This is a genomic window from Chryseobacterium sp. GM_Chr_2 (genome assembly GCF_026540445.1).
GTDB lineage: Bacteria > Bacteroidota > Bacteroidia > Flavobacteriales > Weeksellaceae > Chryseobacterium.
On record NZ_JALNUD010000006.1, the window covers coordinates 209528 to 231597 of the forward strand.

Genomic DNA, 22070 nt, shown 5'->3' on the forward strand with positions numbered 1-22070 from the left:
TGAGACAGAATGGCAGGGCTATCTTTCATAATATGTTACGGAAAAATTCATTGGAAATGAAATTCTCTGTTTGATCGGAATATTCTTATATAATGCGGGCTGCCAAGTTTTTTTTAATCTCGATAGAGTTCTCATAAACGAAATATTAAAACTTCTATCATCAATTTCAGGAAAAATTCTAGCATCTGCAATTTTTCCTTCTTTATTTATATAAAACTCAAGATTAATTTTACCTTGAATTCCAAAATCAGCAAATAAGCTCATAAAATTATCATGAAAATCTTTTTCAAAGACAGATTTCCCTTTCGGATATTTTGCAGAAATCACAAAGTTATACGCGTTATAATTTGCCTTGTAATTACTCATTAAATCTTTAGGACAAATAATAAATTCGGTAATAGAAGCTATTTTATTTTCTTTAACAACAGCTGGTTGCCAATTTTTAAGATTTTTAAGAATATTTAATGATAAGTTATATGCACATTTGTTAGCAGTTATATTTGCAGTATCATTATCTTTTATAATCTTTATTCCTGCATCTTTTGTTACAATAATCCGTGGTTGATAGATCTCATTTTCATCACACTCAGTAAAATTATTACTCACAAGATAATCATGAACTTCTTTATAAAAAGTAGCATTACCTCCTTTATAAAAACTTTGTCCTGATGGATATTCATCTAAAATTTGAGATCTAAACTGTAAACTGGCTATAAAAAAAAATAACAATAATAATTTCTTAATCTCCATGGTCAAAATGATCTGATGTAAAATTGATTTTAATAACTTTTTTAGAAACCACAGCTTTACCATCTTTCATGGCTGGCTTCCATTTCTTTTTCACTTTTTTGATAGCAAATTTCATATCATCAATGAACATTTCGCTGTCTTTTACTTTGGGCAAAACATCAAGATTGCTAACTTTTCCATCTGGATTTACATCAAAAACGAAAACAAACTGCCCATTCACTGCATATTTTTGCAGATCGATGTAGGCATGAACCATTTTGAGAAATTCATTCGCGAAAGCAGAATCCCCACCAGGAAATTCTGCCGTTTGCGAATTTATATTTTCTTTTTGAATTTGATTTTGAGATTGAGTTTCCTGAGAATATCCTTTAAAACCGATAAAGAATAAAAGTAAGGTTATTATAGTTTTTTTCATAAATTTTTACATATCAGCTGACATGGAAGAGAAATTCATCCTCAGCTTCATTTCAGATTTTATCGGTTGGCCGTTACACGTTGCCGGAGACCAGTTTTTCTTAATTCTTCTCACAACATATTGCATATCATCGAAGAAAACTTCACTGTTCAATACTTTTGGATCGCCCATTACATCAATCACTTTTCCTGTTGCATCAATCGTTAGTGTAAAAGTAAAATCACCCGTTAATGTATAGAAATCTGAGTTGAGATAAGTATACATATATTTTCTTAGAACCTCTTTATAAGTAGCCGCTCCGCCTTCATATGCTGCGGGTTTGAAATCTGTACAGTTTTTTGCTGCAATCTGCAAAAAAGGCTCTTTAATATCTATTTTTAAAAGATTCTTGTTATTTTCTACGATAAAAGATTCATCCCTGTCTTCCAAATCTGTCTGCGCAAATGCTAAATTTGCTGCAAAAAGTCCTATAAATAATGCTATTGCTTTCATAGTATAATTTTTTCAATTGATAGTTTATCAGGAGCCAAAATTACGCCAAAAAAAAGAAAGAAACTCCACTTAAAAGCGAAGTTTCCTGTAAAATATTTTTATGATAAATTGACTCTATTAAGCTGCCTGAGCCTTACTTCCCGTTTCTTTCAACATCAATGAAACAATGATCGCTAAAACAATTCCACAAATCCAAAATAAAATGGAATGCTGAAAGTGTAAATCTCCTGCAGAATCTCCTAAACTTTTCCCAAACCATCGGCTGAAAACCGGGCTTAGTAAAGTCGTAACGCCGAATGTGATGAAATTGATAGCTCCTGTCGCGCTTCCTTTTACAAAATCAGGATTCGCTTCTTTAATAACAGAATAAGGAATCATCGCCGCTCCGGATCCAAGACCAAGAATAAACATACTGATCTTCGCAGGATATAATTCCGGAAGATAGATTAACTGTAATAAGCTTAAGATCATCACCACAGCTCCAGCAACCAAAACTGGTTTTCTGCGACCTATTTTATCAGTAATAAAGCCTAATAACGGACAGCCAAATACCCAACCAAACGCGACCATTGCACTTGTAATGGCAGCATCATGAAAGACAAATTGCTTATCTTTTTCAAAAAAAGCAACCGCCCAGGTCATCGCAAATATCGTTGTTGGTGCAAACAAAAGCCCGGAAATAATTCCGCAAAGCCATGATTGAGGATTTTTAAAAACAATTTTATAAGGCTCTAAATAACCCATAGGTTTTGCTCCTGTTTTTGTAGATTCTTCTGCTTTTTTCTCTTTAGGAATAACGAAAAACAATCCGAAAGCAGTGATAATGGTTGCAATTCCTGACCAAAGCCAAAAAGTATCAATATTTACCCCTTGTTCCACCCAAGGTCCAACCACAAATTGCCCGGCCGTTCCGCCCAACATTCCGATACATTGCGTAAAACCAATTGCTGTAGCCAATGACTTTGAAGAAAAACCTTTACTTGCCAGATACACACATCCCGGAAAAGCAAAAGCACAACCCGCGCCCTGCAACAATCTTCCGGAAACTCCTGCAACCTGACTTGAAATTAAAAATAACAGACACCCGATTCCTAAAATCAGCGTTCCTACAAAAAGTGATCTTTTGCCACCAAATTTGTCTAACGCAATTCCCGCAATCAAACTGCAGGTAGAATAGGTGTAATAATAGGTTCCGACCATGCTGATCAGTTTCAGTTCGGTCGTATTAAAATTATTGACCAGTTCAGGAATCATTACCGCCGGTGCCGATCGGATCACATAATCTAAAAAATAGAAAACAAGCCCGAAAACCCAAGCGATAACGTAGAATTTCTTCAAAGATGCATTCATTATAGCAAATCTTTAATATGTTTATAGTTTGTTTTTACTGTATCTAATGCTTCTTCCATTTTTCCGCCAAGCATTAATTGCGCCATAGATTTCGTCATTCCCAATACCTGATCGAATTCAATTTTCGGAGGTAAAGCCAATGCGTTTGGATTCGTGAAAATATTTAACAAATAAGGTCCGTTATGCTCCAAACATTCTTTAATTGAACTTTCAACATCATCAGGATGGTGAACATTTTTTCCGGTATACCCCATTGCCTGTGCGATCATGGCAAAATCAGGGTTAATCATATCGGTTTCATTATCGGGCATTCCGCCTACTTCCATTTCTAATTTTACCATTCCCAATGCTCTGTTGTTGAAAACAATCAGCTTTACAGGTAATTTATACTGAAAAATAGTTGCCATATCTCCTAACAACATCGACAATCCACCGTCGCCGCACATCGCAATCACCTGTCGGTCTGGATGTGCTAACGAAGCGCCAATCGCCATCGGCATTGCATTCGCCATCGATCCGTGATTGAATGATCCCAGCATTTTACGATCTCCGGTTCCGGTAATATATCTCGCGCCCCAAACACAACACATCCCCGTATCCACCGTGAAAATGGCATTATTTTTAGCCAACTGATCTAAAGTATGCGCTACAAATTCCGGCTGAATGGCATTTTCCGTTCCTCGATCTTTCACATAAATCAATTGGTTTTCTTTTACTTTTTCATAAAACTCCAATTGTTGGTTCAGGAAATTAACGTCGGTCTTTTCTTTTAGCAAAGGTAATAATGCCTTAATCGTTTCTTTCACATCACCTGCAAGACCCAATTCCAACTTAGCCCTTCTGCCTAAACGTTCCGGACTTTCATCGATCTGAACAATTTTGTTTTTAACAGGCATGAATTTCTCATAAGGAAAATCGGTTCCCAACAATAAAAGCAAATCTGCTTCGTGCATCGCATGATACGCAGAAGGCAATCCAAGAAGCCCTGTTAATCCCACTTCATTAGGATTGTTTGGCTGAATCGCCATTTTTCCACGGAAAGAATATCCTACCGGTGCTTTTAAATATTTTGACAACTTCACTACTTCAGCATTAGAATGTTCAGCTCCAATTCCGCAGTAGATGGTTACTTTTTTACTTTCATTAATTAAATCGGCCAATTGCTTCAATTCATCATCAGAAGGACGAATAACCGGATTAGTTTTAAATATTTTATTGGAAGTCGTAGCTTCTTCAGCGTTCAGCTCCGAAACATCGCCCGGAAGCCCGATTACCGCAACCCCTTTTTTAGAAATCGCATGCTGAATAGCCGTCTGAACGGTTCTCTGAACCTGCTCAGGTCTTGTAATCATTTGGTTATAATGACTGCAATCGTCAAATAGTTTAATGGTATTTGTTTCCTGAAAATAATCCATTCCCATTTCTTCACTCGGAATTGTGGAAGCAATCACCAACATCGGAACATGCGAACGATGCGCTTCATACACCCCGTTGATCAAATGCACGTGCCCCGGACCGCAACTTCCTGCACAAACAGCAAAACCATCAAGTTCTGCTTCTGCCGCCGCTGCATACGCTCCTACTTCCTCATGTCTCACATGAATCCATTCAATACTGCTTTTTTTAACGGCAATATTCAGATGATTCAAGCTATCTCCTGTAACTGCATAAATTCTTTTCACATTTGCGTTCTCGAGCATCTCAACTATTTGCTCAGCTATGTTTTTAGCCATAATTAATATTTTTGGTGGTTAATATATTCGAAAAAAAACGGATGTGAATATGGATTGAAAAGCATTTTATTCTTGTTTTAAAATAAATGCCTATCAAATGTAAGGAATAATAAATATTTTAAAGATTCTTAGTCATTAAAATTTAATTAAGAACACAAAAAACTCCGCAATTTCTTGCAGAGTTTTTGTTATTTATTTTACAACTTCGATCTGATTTCTCAATAAATCTTCGAATTCGTCTCTTTTTCTGATCAGGTGCGCTTTTCCGTCTAAGAAAAGAACCTCAGCAGGCTTTAATCTTGAATTGAAGTTTGAACTCATCTCAAAACCATAAGCTCCCGCATTACGGAATACCAAGATATCGCCTTCTCTTACTTCATTCAGCTTTCTATCCCAGGCGAAAGTATCTGTTTCACAAATATTTCCGACTACGGTATAAATTCTCTCTGCTCCTTTTGGATTAGATAAATTTTCTATTTGGTGATAAGAATCGTAGAACATCGGACGAATCAGGTGATTGAATCCTGAATTTACGCCAACGAAAACTGTCGCTGTAGTTTGCTTGATTACATTAGCTTTAACTAAAAGATAGCCGCTTTTACCCACTAAGAATTTCCCCGGTTCAAACCAAAGTTCGAATTTTTTACCTGTAGATTTTGAAAATTCAGCGATTACTTTTTCTACTTTTTTACCCAATGTTTTCACATCTGTTTCTTCTTCGCTGTCTTGATAAGGAATTTTGAAACCGCTTCCCATATCCAGATATTTCAGATTCGGGAAATGTTCAGACAATTCAAGCATGATATCCAAAGCCTGCAGGAAAACTTCAGGATCTTTGATCTCACTACCGGTATGCATGTGAAGACCTTCCACATTCAGGTTAGTAGATTTCATCACTCTTTCGATGTGACGAACCTGGTGAATAGAAATCCCAAATTTACTGTCGATATGCCCCGTTGAGATTTTGTAATTTCCTCCTGCAAAAATATGCGGGTTGATTCTTACTAAAATCGGGTATGTATTTCCATATTTATTTCCGAATTGCTCAAGAATAGAGATATTGTCGATATTAATGTGCACTCCGAAAGTCATTGCTTCTTCAATCTCAGCAAGATCCACACAATTCGGGGTGAATAATATTTTTTCTTTTGAGAAACCTGCCTTAAGCCCAAGTTTCACTTCGTTTATCGATACACAATCCAAAGAAGCACCTAAGTTCTTGACATACTTAAGGATATTAATGTTTGTCAATGCCTTCGCTGCATAGAAGAACTTTGTGTGTTTTAAAAAAGAAGATGTAAGTTTTTCGTATTGCTCTTTTATAGATTCAGCATCATAAACATACACCGGTGTGCCAAATTCGTTGGCAATCTTTAATAATTCATTTGAATTCATAATTTCATTTTAGCATAAAAAAAGGCAGATTCTTCGAAAAGAGTCCGCCGCAATATTATTATTTTTATGCAAGGCAACTCTTTTAAATATTCCAAACCTTAGAGAACCTTACAGCTCCCTTTTTTCCGGTTTTATTTTGTTTAAAATCTTGCATTGCTTTTTCTATTTTCTCTGCAAAAATACTAATTCTTTTTCATTTTCAGAAAACTGATTTACAAAGTGTTTGTTTTTCAGCAAGATCAGGAATTCTGTTTTGGAAGCAACCAAGAGATGATGCCAATCGCGATTAATATCAACAAAAATACAGAAATAGATAGCGGATTGGCAAAATTTACCGTCCAGCCCCATCCGAATCTTTTGGGCGGAAATAGTCTTTTATCTTCTTTATTGTAATAAAAAAGTCCGAATTTCCAGTGTTCTGAATCTTTATCAAAGGGATTCATACTGTATTTATATTAAATTATTTCGGCAAAGGCAATGTTTCAAAATCGCCGCGAAGCAAAGCCAATTGTAATTCGTTATTTAGATCTGCAGATGATAAAGGCAAATCTATTTTCAGCTTCGCCAATTTGCTTAATGTTTGAATCTGAGTAAACAGCTCGTAAAATCCGTAGGAAATTACTTTGCCGTTTTCGATGATCATAAAAAGCTTTTCGCCTAATTTTCGACCTTGCCCTAGCCAAAGTTCGTTTCTTTTTTTGAAATCGATCTTCTTTTTGAACACCTCAACATCGTGATATTCTTCAATCCCATTAATAAACTGAATCGCTTTTGAACCTTGCGTGAAAGACCTGAACTTCAGAAGAGGCTTTTCCGTTTTATTCAGTGTATTTTTCTCAACAACATATTTATTGTTTCGGCAAAATAATCCGAATGGTAGCGTGTCCCTTTTTTTAAGTCCTTTTGAATTTAAAATAAGTTTCGCAATAATATCCGTTCCGGTAAGTTCAAAATTAATTTGCTCAACACCCTGCTGAATATCTTCCCATTTTTTTGATTTGGAATTAAAAACTTTCTTCGAAAATTTATTAATATCCTGAACATGATCTGAAAAAATGATTCTCCCAGCGTCGTCCTGAAAATAAACAAAACCTTTTTCGTTTGGTAAATCCTGAGTTAGCTGCTTGATCTTATTGATATACGTTTTGGCATTGGATTCCTCATGCTGTTTCTGAATGATCTCATTTTCCGTATCTTTTGATATGAGAAGTTTAAACAATTCTAATGTCGCACGCGCATCTCCGTCTGCACGGTGATGATTGGTTAAAGGAATACCCAGCGATTTCACCAACTTTCCTAGAGAATAGCTTACCTCATCAGGAATCAGTTTTTTAGCTAAAGGAATGGTATCTAATGTATTGATTTTAAATTCGTACCCCAACCTGGTAAAAGACTGACGGAGCATCCTGTAATCGAAATCGATATTATGACCAACTAACGTAGTATTGGCCGTAATTTCTACGACTCTTTTGGCAATTTCGTGAAATTTCGGAGCCGTTTTCACCATTTTTGGAGTAATATTGGTTAATTTCTGCACAAAGGGTGTGATATCACTTTCCGGATTAACAAGCGAAATAAACTGATCAACAATTTTTTGCCCATCATATCTGTAGATAGCAATATCAATAATACTTTCTTTTCTGTAACCCGCGCCGTTACTCTCTATATCAATTATGGAATACAACTTTACTTAATTAAAATCTAATGATAAATGTAGGCATAAATTCATAAAATTCCTCGTTTCTTCAAAATTTTGCCCGTTACTTTTCAGTCTATACTGAGTTTACATAATATAAAACCCTTCAAAAACAGGAAAATGCTGTATAACCATCTCCAACAAATGATTTTGTTTTCAAACAGTTACACAGCACCCCTCATTATTTGAAATCGAAAATGATAAGTCAAAAACCTTACCATTCCGACTCTAACGAATATATAAAAATTATTTAAAATTTCTATCGCTTTCTTCCGCCCAGACCAAGCATTCCTAAAATTGCTTTTGCCCCTTCGCGCATCAGCGTGCTGGTGAAGGTTCTTCCCGCTTTACTCTGTAAAACCTGCTCCAGCATTCCCGGCTCTTCTTTTACAGACTTTGTTTTTTGAGCGGGAACTGCATTCTGAGCGGCCTGTTCCATTCTGTTGACCAAGATTTCGTAAGCCGATTCGTTATCCACTACTTTTTCATATTTGGCAACCAAGGCAGATTTACTGGTTAATTCAGAGATTTCAGCATCATTTAGTACATCCATTCTGGATTCCGGTGAAATTAAATACGTATGAACCAGCGGAGTAGGAATTCCCTTTTCATCCAAAGCTGTGACAAAAGCCTCCCCAATTCCTAAATTCTGAATTAAAGTAGAAGCATCATAAAACTCCGTTGTAGGATAATTTTCAACTGCTTTACTAATCTCTTTTTTATCTTTCGCGGTAAAACCTCTCAGCGCATGCTGAATCTTCAAACCTAATTGAGAAAGCACTCCTTCCGGCACATCTCCCGGAACCTGCGTGATAAAATAAATACCGATTCCTTTGGAACGAATCAGTTTTACCATGGTTTCAATTTGGGAAAGTAGAGCTTTGGAAGATTCATCAAAGATCAAATGCGCTTCATCAATGAAAAGAACCAGTTTGGGTCTTCCGCTGTCACCTTCTTCAGGGAAAGTCATATAAATTTCAGCAAAAAGAGACAACATAAATGTAGAGAACAATTGAGGTTTACTTTGAATATCCGCCACCCGCAAAATATTCACCACACCTTTTCCGTCTCTGGTTTTCAAGAGATCGTGAACATCAAAACTTAATTCTCCAAAGAAACTTGCCGCGCCCTGTTGTTCCAAAGCAACGATAGATCTCAGAATAGCTCCCAAAGAAGCCGAAGAAATGGAACCATAATTTCCTGCCAAGTCTGCTTTTCCTTGGGCATTTTCAGTAACATATTGAAGAACTTTCTTCAGATCATTCAGATCAATTAAAGGCAGCCCTTTATCATCACAATATTTAAAAACAATCGACATGATACTTTGCTGAGTATCATTTAATTCTAAAATTTTGCTTAGTAAAACAGGTCCGAATTCGGTAACAGTTGCTCTCAGTTTCACACCTCTTTCGCCTGAAATTGTCATCAATTCTACCGGAAAAGCCTGTGGCTCGTAAGGAAGATGTGTTTTGGAATATCTTTCTTCAATAATAGAATTTTTTTGTCCCTCCGCTGCAATTCCAGAGAAATCTCCTTTGATATCCAACACCAAAGACGGAATTCCCTGATGAGAAAGCTGTTCGGCAAAAACCTGCAACGTTTTGGTTTTCCCAGTTCCTGTGGCTCCGGCAATCAATCCGTGACGGTTGATGGTTTTTAAAGGAATGGTAACATTCACCTCAGGGACAACTTCCCCATCCAGCATTGCCTTTCCTAATATAATATGATCTCCTTTCGGAGTGTATTTAGCATTTAATTCTTCAATAAATTTTGCTTTATCTGCCATTTGATTTTTTTTAGACATCTAAAGATAAAAGTTTTTGTAAGATATTTTATTCTGATAAATAATATTCTTTTGTGAATATCTACACTATTATTTTTATCTTTCAAACATGATAAAAAACAGTCTACTAATTTAGTATGCTTTTCGACTGTTCTTTTTATTTGAATTAAAGCAATTTAAACCCGATCAACAAAGTAAAATTGATATAAACTATTAGGCAGATTTAACATTTGATACACAATTCATCTAATACTTCGTATCTTTAACTAAATTTTTAAAATAAAGCCAATGAAAGTTGAACAAATATATACGGGCTGTCTGGCTCAGGGCGCCTATTATATTGTATCAGAAAATGAAGCTGCAATTATAGATCCTTTAAGAGAAGTAAAACCTTATCTGGATCGTCTGGAAAAAGATAATGTAACTTTAAAATATATCTTCGAAACACATTTTCATGCAGATTTTGTTTCGGGGCATTTGGATTTAAGCAAAAAAACGGGAGCTCCTGTGGTTTACGGACCAACGGCACAACCGGAATTCGAAGCAACAATTGCTGAAGATGAGCAAATTTTTGAAATCGGAAAAGTAAAAATAAAAGCACTTCACACGCCTGGTCATACGATGGAAAGTACAACTTACCTTCTTATTGATGAAAACGGTGTGGAAACCGCTATTTTCACAGGTGACACTTTATTTTTGGGAGATGTGGGAAGACCCGATCTTGCCCAAAAAGCAGGAAGTGTAACGCAGGAAGACCTTGCAGGAATTTTATACGAAAGCTTACACAGCAAAATCATGCCGTTGGACGACAGCATTACGGTGTATCCGGCTCATGGCGCGGGTTCTGCTTGTGGAAAAAATATGCAGAAAGAGACGGTTGATCTATTAGGCAATCAAAAAAGAACGAATTATGCTCTTAATCAACCAGATAAAGAATCGTTTGTGAGAGAAGTTCTTGACGGACTTACCGCTCCGCCAAAATATTTCGGAATGAATGTAGCCATGAATAAATGCGGCTACGAAAGTCTTGATATTGTGATGGACAAAGGTTTGACACCTGTGGATGTTAATGATTATGAAGCGTATGCAGAAGAAACCGGTGCTTTGATTCTTGACACGAGAAGCCCGGTAGAATTTCACAAAGGATTTGTTCCTAATTCAGTAAACATCGGCTTGAAAGGTGATTTCGCACCATGGGTCGGAACGTTGATCGTAGATGTAAAACACCCTTTATTATTAATCGTAGACGAAGGAACTGAAGAAGAAGCGATTACTAGACTGAGCAGAGTTGGTTTTGATAATGTAGTTGGCTATTTAAACGGAGGTTTTGAAGCTTGGAAAAATGCAGGAAAGGAAACCGATGAAGTAAAAAGAATTTCTCCGGCTGAATTTGCAGAGCAATTTAACGAAACTTCAAAAGTAGTTGATGTTCGTAAAATTTCAGAATATTCGGCGGAACATATTGATAACGCTTACAATAAGCCTTTAGATTTAATCAGCGATTGGGTAAAAACGATTGATGATTCTGAACATTTCTTCTTGCATTGTGCAGGCGGTTACCGAAGTATGATTGCGGCAAGTATTCTTAACTCACACGGAATCAGAAATTTTACTGAAATTGAAGGTGGTTTCAACGGAATCAAAAAAACAGAAAAATTCCCGACAACGGATTTTGTTTGTCAGTCTAAAGTGATCTAAAATGAAGATGAAGAAAGGTATATTTTTTGGAATTATCCTTACAACATTTACAATAACAGCTTGTAAAACAGCCAGTCATTCTGAAGCGCCAAAAGCGAACATCAGAGAAGTTGTGAACAGCTCAGATGTAACGTTGGTAGATGTAAGAATTCCGGAACAGTATGCAGAAGGAACCGCAAAAAATGCCATCAACATTCCTTTGGCTGAAGTTCAGAATAATACTGAACAATTGAAAGGTAAAAAAGTAGTTGTTTTTTGCAACAAAGGAATTCAGGCAGATCAAGCGGTAGAAATATTAAAGAAAAACGGCGTTGACGTATACGACGGCACAAGCTGGAAAAACGTAAAAGCCATTCAGGATGAGCAATCATCAAAATAATTAAAAACCAAAACTATGTCACAAAAATTTCAGGAAATTATAGATTCGGAAAGACCAGTATTAATCGACTTTTTTGCAACCTGGTGTCAGCCTTGCAAAGTTCAGTCTTCGGTTTTAACGACAGTAAAAGAAAAAGTAGGCGAAACCGCCAGAATTATAAAAGTAGATATCGATCAATATCCCGCCATCGCTTCACAATATGGTGTGCGCAGTGTTCCGACATTAGCAGTTTTCAAAAAAGGAGAATTACTTTACAAAGAAAGCGGCGTGCACGATGTGAACAGATTGACACAACTTTTAGAACAATATGTTTAAAAAGGTTGAGGTTAAGATTAAGGTTATAAATCTCAGCCTAAATCTTAACCTCATTTTTTTTATAATTGAATTGAAAAAGCATCCCTATCATTCAAAAACTGAAAATGCTTTCTGAAATCTTTCAATTGTTCTACATCCAGATCTGCAATAATGAGATTTCCATTCTTTTCAGAAATCTCAGATCCGTCAGCAGAAAAACAGTGAGAACTTTCCTGATAAAAGAGATTATTTCCATCGGTCCCGATTCGGTTCAAACCAAAAACAAAAGATAAATTCTCGATTGCCCTTGCTTTCAGCAGATGCTCCCAGGCTCCTACCCTTTTCTCTGGCCAGTTGGCTACATATAAAATTGCATCATAATCATCATTATTTCTGGCAAAAACAGGAAAACGAAGATCATAACAAACCTGCAACAAGATTCTGAATCCCTTATAGTTTACAATCACCCTTTCTCTTCCCGGCGTATACACTTTATCTTCTCCGGAAAAGGAAAACAAATGCCTTTTATCATAGAAATCAACCTGAGAATCGGGTTGTACAAAATACATTCTGTTATAAAAATTGCCTTCTTCTTCCACGGGCGCACTTCCGCAAAAAGCTGCATTTTTTTCTTTTGCCATTTTCTTTAAAAACTCCAGAGATTCCTGATTTCTGTCTGAAACCTCCCCGGCATCCATACAAAAACCTGTTGAAAACATTTCCGGAAGCAGAAAAAGGTCAGCTTCCTGATTTTGTAACTCCTTTTCAATCTCTTCAAAATTTGCAGATTTATTTTTCCAGATAATATCTAAATTCAGTCCTGTGATTTTCATAAACTTTATTAAAAAACTTCTATAAAAATACGATTTTCAAATAATTTCGGTTCTATTTTTGATACGAATCTTTTTTATTAATAACACTAAAAAGGTAAAATTTATGAAGAAATTGTTTTTTATGCTGATGATGGTCTTTCTGGGAACAGCCGCCAATGCACAAGCCTGGACGGGTAAAGGAGATCAGAAGATTAATCTGGGGCTTAGTGCGTGGGGTTACGGAACCGGAATTACCGCAACCTATGATTATGGCTTAAACAAGCTGATATCTGTGGGAGCTGGTGCAAATGCTTATTTTGATAATTATAAAGATAATGATAAAGACAACCGTGTTTTCATTTTCGGAAGACTGAATTTTCACCTTCAGGATGCGCTTGACCTTCCTTCAAAATGGGACATTTATCCGGGAGTTGATGTCGGAGTTTTAGGGAGAGACTTCGGAATCGGGGCTCACATTGGCGCCAAATACTTTTTCACGGAGAAATTCGGAGTTTTTGCAGAAGTCGGCAACAATGGCAGTCTTGGCGTTTCGTTCAATTTGTAGAAAAACACCTGATTATATGACAAAGCTTCTCATTTCGAGGAGCTTTTTTATTTGGCATAGTTTTGATAATTGTTACCTTTGCAAATTAAACATAAAAAGCATTAATGGAAATAGCAATTAAACTGTTTCAATTTATATTGAGCATTTCTATCTTAGTAATCTTACACGAGCTCGGGCATTTCTTACCCGCAAAATACTTTAAAACCAAAGTAGAAAAATTTTACCTTTTCTTCGATCCTTGGTTTTCAATCGCTAAAAAGAAAATTGGTGAAACCGAATATGGTATCGGATGGCTTCCTTTCGGAGGTTATGTAAAAATTGCCGGAATGGTAGACGAAAGTATGGATACCGAGCAGTTGAAGCAGCCTGCACAGCCTTGGGAATTCAGAGCGAAACCGGCTTGGCAGAGATTAATCATTATGCTTGGTGGCGTTACGGTAAACTTTTTCCTGGCTTGGTTAATTTATACTTGCCTTTCTTTATTCAATGGAGAAATGTATACCGATCTCACCAAATTCGAAAACGGAATTGGCGTAACAGAAGCGGGTAGAAAAATTGGGTTCCAAAGTGGAGATAAAATCATCAATATCGACGGAAAACCTGCAGAAAGATTAGAAAATGCTTCCATTAATATTCTTTTAGGCGATAATGTAACGGTTCTTAGAAACGGAAAAGAAGTAACTTTCCCGGTAAATAAAGACGGTGTTGCTGATGTTTTAAAGCAAAAAGAAGCTAAAATGTATATCACGCCAAGAATGCCAATGATTATTGATACATTAGTAAGTCCCACAGCGAAAGCTTCAGGATTGGCAAAAGGTGATAAAGTAGTTTCAATTAATGGCAAGCAGACTCCTTTCTTTGATGAAGTGAGCGATGTTTTATTGGAAAATAAAGGTAAAGCAGTAAGCATAGATATTCTGAGAAACGGTAAGCCTGAAACGGTTTCTGCAACAGTAGATCAAAACGGTAAACTGGGAGTTGGTGTAGATCAGAAAGCACTGGCAAACGTTGTTACAGATAAAAAATATTCTTTCGGAGAATCTATTCCAAGAGGATTTACAAGAACAATTGAAGCTTTAACGATGCAGGTAAAGCAGTTCAAAATTATGTTTAATTCTAAAGTTCAAGGCTATAAAAACGTTGGCGGACCGATCGCTATTGTTAAAAATATGCCGGTTGACAGAGATGCAGACGGTGGTTATGCGATCAATTGGGTTGCTTTCTGGAGTTTCACAGCAATGTTCTCTGTTTGGTTAGCATTTTTGAACTTAATTCCGATTCCGGGATTGGATGGTGGACACGTAATTTTCACTTTATATGAAATGATCGTTGGAAAACCTGTACCTCAAAAAGTATTGGAAAACGCACAGATGATCGGGGTTATCTTCCTGTTAGGCTTGATGTTACTGATCTTCGGAAGCGACATCTTTAAGGTCTTCACCGGAAAATTATAATTATTTTTAAAATTTTTATTAAAAATATTTGTAGGGTATAAATATTCGTCCTATATTTGCACCACTTAAAACAAAGGACATTCCTCCTTAGCTCAGTTGGTTAGAGCATCTGACTGTTAATCAGAGGGTCGCTGGTTCGAGCCCAGCAGGAGGAGCAAAAAAGACTTACAGAAATGTAGGTCTTTTTTTATGTTTATATTTGTGAATTTTATTAAAATACTTAAAACCCATTAGTATTTTTCATCAATATAAACTAGCTCATGAAAAGACTATACATTTCATTATTTACTGCCTTTGCGATCACACAGATTTCGGCGCAGGAAAAATCATATTTTTTATCAACACCTTCATTAAGTCCGGACGGAAAAGTTGCCTATTTCGCTTACGATGGAGATATCTGGAAAGCAGATTCTAACGGAGGAAACGCTTCAAGAATCACAGCGATGGAAGGCGAAGAGATCAATCCACGAATTTCTCCTGATGGAAAATGGCTGGCGTTCAGCTCTAATCAATATGGCAACTATGATGTTTATCTGATGCCTGCTGAAGGAGGAACGATCAAGCAACTGACTTTCCATACCGGAAAAGATGAAATGGAAAATTGGAGCTGGGACAGCAAAACGATTTATTTTACTTCGAGCAGAAATAATAATTTCGGAAGTTTTAAAACCACAATTGAAGGAAAAACTCCGGAAAAGCTTTTTAACAATTATTTTAATAATACGAATGGATTAGCAGAAACGCCTTCTGGAGAATATCTTTTCACAAGTTCTATGGAAAGCGCCAATCAGGTTCATCGTAAGCGTTATAAAGGCGAAAATAATCCTGATATTTTAGGCTTCAATCCAAAGAACAATTCTTTTAAACAATACACCAATTACGAAGGAAAAGACTTTAACCCAAGTGTAGATAAAAATGGCGTTATTTATTTTATTTCTGATGAAAATAATGGCGAATACAATCTTTACAAACTTGAAAATGGTCAAAAAACTGCATTAACAAAGTTTGACACTTCAATAAAGAAACCTTTTGTTGCAGCCAATGGCTCTAAAGTTATTTTTGAAAAAGATTATCAGCTATATGTTTATGATGTCGCTTCAAAAAGCACAAAAGCCCTTGCTATCAATTTAAACACGAATAAAACATTAGAAAAAGAACAAAGCTTCAGCGTAGAAAATAATATTTCGTATTACGATGTTTCTCCCGATGGCAAAAAAATGGCGTACGTGAGTCGCGGGGTTCTATTTGTTTCGGATGTGGAAGGTAAATTTTCACAACAAATTTCCGACGGAAAAGAACGTGTCATGGAAGTAAAATGGCTGAAAGATAACCGCACGTTACTTTTCAGTCAGACTGATAAAGGATATCAAAACTGGTTCAGCATTGCTGCAGACGGAAAAGGACAACAGAAACAGCTGACCAGTGATTTGCGAAATAACCGCAACATCAGCCTTAACAGCGATTTGTCAAAAGCAGTTTATTTAAGTGGTCGTGATGAAGTGAGATTAATGGATCTTAAAAATTTCAATTCGACAACGATTGTGAAAGACGAAATCTGGGCATTTCAAAACTCAAAACCCTCTTTTTCACCGAATAACGAATACGTTTTATTTTCAGCAAAAAGAAATTTCGAGCTTGATATTTTCATTTATAATATTAAAAAAGGTGAAACTACTAACCTTACAAACACCGGAGTATCTGAAGAAGATCCTTACTGGTCGCCGAACGGGAAATACATTTATTTTACAAGTGACAGAACAAGCCCTTCCTACCCTTTAGGCTTGCAGAAATCTAACATCTACCGTATGGCGCTGGATTGGTTTGACACGCCTTATAAATCTGAAAAATTCGACCAACTCTTCAAGGAAGAAGACAAAAAAGAAACGAAAGATTCTGAAAAAACGAAGGAGAAAAAAGAGAAAAACGACAAGGAAAAGGATGAAAGCAAAGATAAAGACGGGGATAAAAAAGATGAAAAGGAGAAAGAGAAAGAACCTGTCGTTAAGGAAATCAAGGTAAATCCTGAATATACGTCGGAGCGAATCGAACTGGTGACCGACCGATATGGTTATCAGGATGATCCGGCAGTTTTCTTGGATGACAAAAAAGAGATTTTATTGTTTAACTCCAATCAGGATAATGGTAAAAGACAGTTGTTTAAAAAAGTTTTCACTGATTTTGAACCCGCCAAGTCTGAAAAAGTTTTCGACAAAGCCGCTTACAACATCACTAAAAATGCTAAAAACCTTTTTGCGTTAATCGAAGGGAATGTTTATAAAACAGCAATTTCAGCTTTAAAACCTCAAAAAATAAATATTCAGTATACATTCAACAAAGATCTGGCTTCAGAATTTACACAAATGTATGATGAAACGTGGACGGGTGTTGAGGAAAATTTCTATGATGAAAAATTCCACGGCATCAACTGGAAAGCTAAAAGAGAGCAATATGCAAAATATCTTCCGTATGTTCACAACAGAAATGATCTTAGAATTTTGTTGAATGATCTTTTAGGCGAATTAAATTCTTCTCACACCGGATTTTCTTCTACAGGAAAAGAAGAAAGCACTTATCTGAATTATTTCACCAACGAAACGGGAATCATCTTTAAAAAAGATCAGCCTTACACCGTAGAAAGTATCGTAAGAAAATCTCCCGCTTTCCGTACCGGAGTTGATATAAAATCTGGAGACGAACTGGTTTCTGTAAATGGAAAAACCATTGACAAAAATGAAAATATTGAAACCTATTTTACCACGCCTAAAAAGCAGGAAGAGCTTATTTTAACCTTCAATCGTAATGGTAAAAATATAACGACAAAAGTTCATCCGATTTCAAATGTGGAATTAAAAAGTCTGCTGTATGACGACTGGATTTTCAACAATCGTGAGCGCGTGAATAAACTGAGCAATAACAGAATCGCTTATTCTTACATGAAAAACATGTCGACCGAGGAGCTTGATCGCTTCCTTTTAGACATGGTAGAGCAGGAAAACAGAAAAGACGCCGTTATCCTCGACCTTCGATACAACACAGGTGGAAATGTACATGATAAAGTCTTGAATTTCCTTTCTCAACGACCGTATTTACAATGGAAATACCGTGAAGGTAAAATGACAACGCAGCCAAATTTTGCTCCATCAGGAAAACCTATTGTTTTGTTAATCAACGAAGCGTCTTTAAGTGATGCCGAAATGACTGCAGCAGGATTTAAAGCTTTGAAATTAGGAAAAATTATTGGTCAGGATACTTACCGCTGGATTATCTTCACTTCTGGAAAAAGCCTGGTAGACGGATCTTTTTACAGATTGCCTTCTTGGGGAACTTACACCCTGGACGGTCAGAATCTTGAAAAAACAGGAGTGAAACCGGATATTTATATCAAAAATACGTTTATGGATCGCCAGCAGAATAATGACCCACAATTGGAGCGCGCTGTTCAGGAAATTCTTAAAGATTTAAAGAAATAAAAAATTTAAAATATCTGAAACTGAAATAGCAATATTCTTTTTATTGTTATTTCAGTTGAGATAAAAAACAAGAACCCCTAAGCAATACAACATTTTTTCTAAGCTAAACATTTCAATTTTGGAGTAATAATTGAGAAGAATTCAGATTTAATTAAAAAAAATGTAAAATATTTGTGATTGAAATTCAATACATTTAGCGAAAAATCATCATGAATAAAGGATAAAACTTGCTTGATATAAATATTCATATTATATTTGCATCACCTTAAAAGAAGGAAATTCCTCCTTAGCTCAGTTGGTTAGAGCATCTGACTGTTAATCAGAGGGTCGCTGGTTCGAGCCCAGCAGGAGGAGCCAAAAGACTTACAGAAATGTAAGTCTTTTTTTATGCTTCAAAATTTACTCTTCCCTTTACATACTATAAAATCTGTTATTTCGTTTTAAAACAGAATTATATCCGTAAAAAGTTACTCCTTAACAGATTTACAATTACAGCATCACTAAAAATGTTGAAGTTATTTTTGCTATTTTTGTTGTTTTGTTCCTAATTACAAAAAAAGCGTAAAAATTATTAACCCTTTGAAAGAAACAGCATGCTTTTTGTTTATGCTAAATGCTAGGAAAAATACAAATGTTTATTAACAATATAAAATACTATCCCCTTTTCTTTATTATACTTTTATCTGATTTCGTCTGCGCCCAAAATTCGGCTAGCGGAAGAATTATTGATGAAAAAACCACTAAGCCTATCACAGGTGTAGATATTTTCATCAACGACAGTAATAAAGCTGCTTTAACTACAAATTCCGGAAATTTCAGTATTCAGTCAGACAGTATTATTTATAAACTTAAATTTTTAAAGAAAAACTATTCGCTGCAAAGCATTGATATTACTTCAGAAAATAACTCTAATATTTTTGTAAAACTTTCCGCTGAAAAAGTGGGAGATATTCAGGAAGTTGTAATTCATAACGAAAAGCCAAAGTATAAAAATAAAAAAGAAAATCCCGCGTATGCCATCATGCAGGAAGTCTGGAAAAGAAAAAGGAACAATGGTTTAGAAAAATTCAATACCTACACTTACAAAGAATACGAGAAAATTCAGTTTGATGCCAATAATCTGGATAGTACTTTCATGAAGAAAAAGATCTTCAATAAAATGGATTTTATCTTCGATTATGCAGATTCTACTGCCAGCGGAAAAATGGGACTTCCTATATTTTTAAATGAATCTATCTACGAAAATTACGGAGAAAACAAACCCGATAAAAAAAACAAAAAGCTTCTTATAGCTCAGAAAACTTCAGGATTCCAAGATAATCAAGTGATTACGGTAACCGCAAAAAACCTTTATCGTGATATTAATATTTATGATAATACTTTAAATTATTTCGATATTGGTTTCCCAAGCCCTGTAGGTACAGACGGTTTTAGTACGTATGATTATAATTTAACCGATACCATCAGCGTTCATGGCGAAAGAGCCTACAGAATTAGATATCAACCGAAAAGAACAGAGGTTTTGGCTTTTCAGGGCTATCTTTATATCGATACAGACAGCTATGCCGTATTGGGAGCAACTTTAAAATCTACTCAAAAGATTAATGTTAATTTCATCAACAGTATTTCTACCGAGTTGGAATATGACAATCCTGATGATGAAACTTTCTTACCTAAAAAATTCGTCACCGCAATTGAGTTAACGCCTTTTGCCAAGAAAAAAACATCCAAAAGCATTATTGCAAGGCGGTCTGTAGATTATTACGAATATGATTTTAATAAACCTTTAGATAATAAAGTTTTCGTTCGAAGAGAAGAAGAATATGATGATAAGTTTGTAGATAAAGACGATGCTTACTGGGCAAAAGCTAGACCCGATTCTTTATCTAAAACCGAGCAAGGAGTGTATGAAATGCTTGACAAGCTAAAACAGACGCCAAAATTCAACCGAATTGTAAAGCTTTACGAAACATTAGGCTCAAGATATTACAATATTACCAAAGGCATCGACATCGGTCCTATTTTCTCTGTTTACGGCTTTAATGAAGTGGAAGGCAGCAGAATAAGACTGGGTGCAAGAACATATTTTACTCAAAACGATCCTTGGAGGGTTCAGTTTTATGGAGCGTACGGATTTAGAGATCAGCAGTTTAAATATGGCGTGGAAGGAAAATACATGTTCAATAGACTCAACAGATTCATGATTGGAGTAGGAAGCAGAAGAGATATTTTACAGCTCGGGACACAGCTTACAGATGACGACGGAATTATGTCTAGATCATTCGCCTCTTCTACCGTTTTTGCGAGAGGAGACAACGCTTCTTTAAGCTCGGTAAATTCAACCAATGTATTTGCTTCTATTGAACCTTGGAAAAACTTTCAGGTAAGAGTAGACGGAACCATGCAAAGCATTAAATCAGCCAACCCAGGCGGTTTCAACCTGATGTATTACAGAAACGGTGAATTAAGACAAACGGTGAATGATTCTCATGTTACTGTTAGTTTAATTGCAAGACCGGGCGCGAAATTCTCACAAACCGGAGTCGACAGATACGAACACGGAACGCTTGCTCCGACTATCGTTTTAAAGTACACGAGAGGCATTGAAGGTTTATTTAATGCTGATTTCAATTATAATAAATTACAGTTTTTATTCTACAAACCAGTTTTGGTGGGAAGTTTAGGAAAATTGATGATTAACTTTGAAGCTGGAAAAAATTTCGATACCGTACCATTAGCAATACAAAATGTAATTCCCGGAAATCAATCTTATGGTTTGGTTCCCAATACTTTTTCACAGCTTAATTATTACGAATTTGTAGCGGACACGTACACCACGCTACATCTTGAACATCATTTTAATGGAAAGATTTTATCCTACATTCCATTAATTAAAAAATTGAAATTCAGAGAAGTAGCTTTCATCAGAGGCGCTTACGGAACATTAAGCGATGGCGCAAGAGCGATCAATGTTGATGGATTAAGATATTCTGCACCAAGTGATCATGTATATTTTGAATATGGTTTCGGAATAGAGAACATCGGGATTGGAAATCTTAGAATTTTCCGCGTCGATTTCAACTGGCGAGGAAATTATCTCGACAGACCAGATATTTCAAAATTTGGCGTAAAAGCCGGCTTCCAAGTTGGGTTTTAAAATATAAATCTCCTTCAGATTGAAGGAGATTTTTTTTATTTTCAGTAGAGAGATTAAGATTCTACAGGATAACCTTTACAGCTATTGCAGTGCGCCACAATATACACCACATTACAAGAAGGTCTTTCGCCTTCAGGAAGTTTACAGTAAATATCACAAGGCAAACAATCTTTTACCGGAAGAGCACCTCCCATTACATTTTTAAGTTCTTCTCTTTTAAATTTCTTTACATTTTTCATATGAATTAATTTTTAATTGGATGTTCTATAAATGTAAGAATATTTTTCATCGGAGAAACAAAAAAAATCCTCAACAAAAATGCTGAGGATTTTAATTTTTATGAAACGCTTAAATGATTATGCGTTTGCTTCTACAGATACAAAAGATCTGTTGTTTGCTTTCTTTCTGAAAACTACTTTACCGTCTACTAGAGCAAACAAAGTGTGATCTTTACCGATTCCCACGTTTTCACCCGGGTGGTGCTGAGTACCTCTTTGTCTAACAATAATATTTCCAGCAATAGCTTCCTGACCACCGAAAATCTTCACACCTAATCTTTTAGAGTGAGATTCTCTACCGTTTTTGGAACTACCAACTCCTTTCTTATGTGCCATTTTATTCTAAGGT

Annotated in this window: 19 protein-coding genes and 2 tRNA genes; 9 read left to right on the forward strand and 12 right to left on the reverse strand. The window is 35.9% G+C overall.

Going from position 1 to position 22070, the window contains the following annotated elements:
- Nucleotides 1–18: 18 nt before the first annotated feature.
- The 9 genes from OXQ85_RS11750 to OXQ85_RS11790 form a co-directional block, all read right to left on the reverse strand.
- Entirely contained in the window at nucleotides 19–750 is a 732-nt protein-coding gene (locus tag OXQ85_RS11750; protein ID WP_267404785.1) for an energy transducer TonB, read from the reverse strand.
- On the reverse strand, nucleotides 740–1165 hold the full coding sequence (locus OXQ85_RS11755; RefSeq protein WP_267404787.1) for an energy transducer TonB: 426 nt from the start codon (nucleotides 1163–1165) through the stop codon (nucleotides 740–742). The genes OXQ85_RS11750 and OXQ85_RS11755 overlap by 11 nt, the downstream gene beginning before the upstream one ends.
- 6 nt (nucleotides 1166–1171) lie before the next feature.
- Nucleotides 1172–1657 (reverse strand): hypothetical protein, encoded by a 486-nt coding sequence (locus OXQ85_RS11760; RefSeq protein WP_267404788.1) that lies wholly within the window; start codon nucleotides 1655–1657, stop codon nucleotides 1172–1174.
- Between the two features lie 117 nt (nucleotides 1658–1774).
- The gene (locus tag OXQ85_RS11765) at nucleotides 1775–3007 is read right to left on the reverse strand and encodes an MFS transporter (RefSeq protein WP_267404790.1); all 1233 of its coding nucleotides are present in this window, start codon (nucleotides 3005–3007) and stop codon (nucleotides 1775–1777) included.
- The gene (locus tag OXQ85_RS11770; RefSeq protein ID WP_267404792.1) at nucleotides 3007–4740 is read right to left on the reverse strand and encodes a thiamine pyrophosphate-dependent enzyme; all 1734 of its coding nucleotides are present in this window, start codon (nucleotides 4738–4740) and stop codon (nucleotides 3007–3009) included. Before OXQ85_RS11770 ends, OXQ85_RS11765 begins: the two co-directional genes overlap by 1 nt.
- A 192-nt stretch (nucleotides 4741–4932) precedes the next feature.
- Nucleotides 4933–6135: a diaminopimelate decarboxylase gene (lysA, locus tag OXQ85_RS11775; protein ID WP_267404795.1), complete on the reverse strand. Its 1203-nt coding sequence runs from the start codon at nucleotides 6133–6135 to the stop codon at nucleotides 4933–4935.
- Nucleotides 6136–6374: 239 nt separating this feature from the next.
- Nucleotides 6375–6578 (reverse strand): DUF5808 domain-containing protein, encoded by a 204-nt coding sequence (locus OXQ85_RS11780; RefSeq protein ID WP_267404798.1) that lies wholly within the window; start codon nucleotides 6576–6578, stop codon nucleotides 6375–6377.
- A 17-nt stretch (nucleotides 6579–6595) separates the two neighbouring features.
- Nucleotides 6596–7819 (reverse strand): 3'-5' exonuclease, encoded by a 1224-nt coding sequence (locus tag OXQ85_RS11785; RefSeq protein ID WP_267404800.1) that lies wholly within the window; start codon nucleotides 7817–7819, stop codon nucleotides 6596–6598.
- Between the two features lie 271 nt (nucleotides 7820–8090).
- A complete protein-coding gene (locus OXQ85_RS11790; protein WP_267404801.1) occupies nucleotides 8091–9617 on the reverse strand; it encodes a helicase HerA-like domain-containing protein in 1527 nt (508 codons plus the stop codon).
- Between the two features lie 285 nt (nucleotides 9618–9902).
- On the opposite strand from OXQ85_RS11790, the gene OXQ85_RS11795 reads away from it, so the two are divergent.
- From OXQ85_RS11795 to trxA, 3 genes are read left to right on the forward strand one after another with little or no spacing between them, the layout of a single operon-like run.
- Nucleotides 9903–11312, forward strand: a complete 1410-nt coding sequence (locus tag OXQ85_RS11795) for an MBL fold metallo-hydrolase (RefSeq protein ID WP_267404802.1) — start codon at nucleotides 9903–9905, stop codon at nucleotides 11310–11312.
- A 7-nt stretch (nucleotides 11313–11319) separates the two neighbouring features.
- A complete protein-coding gene (locus OXQ85_RS11800; protein ID WP_267404803.1) occupies nucleotides 11320–11691 on the forward strand; it encodes a rhodanese-like domain-containing protein in 372 nt (123 codons plus the stop codon).
- A gap of 15 nt (nucleotides 11692–11706) precedes the next feature.
- A complete protein-coding gene (gene trxA / locus OXQ85_RS11805) occupies nucleotides 11707–12006 on the forward strand; it encodes a thioredoxin (RefSeq protein ID WP_267404804.1) in 300 nt (99 codons plus the stop codon).
- 59 nt (nucleotides 12007–12065) lie between these two features.
- On the opposite strand, the gene OXQ85_RS11810 is transcribed toward trxA, so the two are convergent.
- Nucleotides 12066–12818: a nitrilase-related carbon-nitrogen hydrolase gene (locus OXQ85_RS11810; RefSeq protein WP_267404806.1), complete on the reverse strand. Its 753-nt coding sequence runs from the start codon at nucleotides 12816–12818 to the stop codon at nucleotides 12066–12068.
- A 103-nt stretch (nucleotides 12819–12921) separates the two neighbouring features.
- Here OXQ85_RS11810 and OXQ85_RS11815 point away from each other — a divergent pair, with 103 nt between their 5' ends.
- The 6 genes from OXQ85_RS11815 to OXQ85_RS11840 all read left to right on the forward strand — a co-directional run bounded on the left by OXQ85_RS11815 (nucleotide 12922) and on the right by OXQ85_RS11840 (nucleotide 21443).
- Nucleotides 12922–13362 (forward strand): DUF6646 family protein, encoded by a 441-nt coding sequence (locus OXQ85_RS11815; protein WP_267404807.1) that lies wholly within the window; start codon nucleotides 12922–12924, stop codon nucleotides 13360–13362.
- A gap of 104 nt (nucleotides 13363–13466) precedes the next feature.
- Nucleotides 13467–14816 carry an RIP metalloprotease RseP gene (gene rseP / locus OXQ85_RS11820; RefSeq protein WP_267404809.1) on the forward strand — a complete coding sequence of 450 codons (1350 nt, stop codon included), beginning with the start codon at nucleotides 13467–13469 and terminating at the stop codon, nucleotides 14814–14816.
- A gap of 81 nt (nucleotides 14817–14897) precedes the next feature.
- Nucleotides 14898–14971 (forward strand) — tRNA-Asn (locus OXQ85_RS11825).
- Nucleotides 14972–15076: 105 nt separating this feature from the next.
- A complete protein-coding gene (locus tag OXQ85_RS11830) occupies nucleotides 15077–18286 on the forward strand; it encodes a S41 family peptidase (protein WP_267404811.1) in 3210 nt (1069 codons plus the stop codon).
- Between the two features lie 280 nt (nucleotides 18287–18566).
- Nucleotides 18567–18643 (forward strand) — tRNA-Asn (locus OXQ85_RS11835).
- A 274-nt stretch (nucleotides 18644–18917) separates the two neighbouring features.
- Complete coding sequence (locus OXQ85_RS11840; RefSeq protein ID WP_267404813.1) at nucleotides 18918–21443, forward strand: DUF5686 family protein; 2526 nt, start codon at nucleotides 18918–18920, stop codon at nucleotides 21441–21443.
- 53 nt (nucleotides 21444–21496) lie between these two features.
- Here the strand turns inward: OXQ85_RS11840 and OXQ85_RS11845 are convergent, their stop codons facing one another.
- Entirely contained in the window at nucleotides 21497–21682 is a 186-nt protein-coding gene (locus OXQ85_RS11845) for a hypothetical protein (RefSeq protein WP_267404814.1), read from the reverse strand.
- Nucleotides 21683–21799: 117 nt separating this feature from the next.
- Nucleotides 21800–22057, reverse strand: coding sequence for a 50S ribosomal protein L27 (gene rpmA, locus OXQ85_RS11850; protein ID WP_165135550.1), 258 nt, complete (start codon nucleotides 22055–22057; stop codon nucleotides 21800–21802).
- Nucleotides 22058–22070 lie beyond the last annotated feature (13 nt).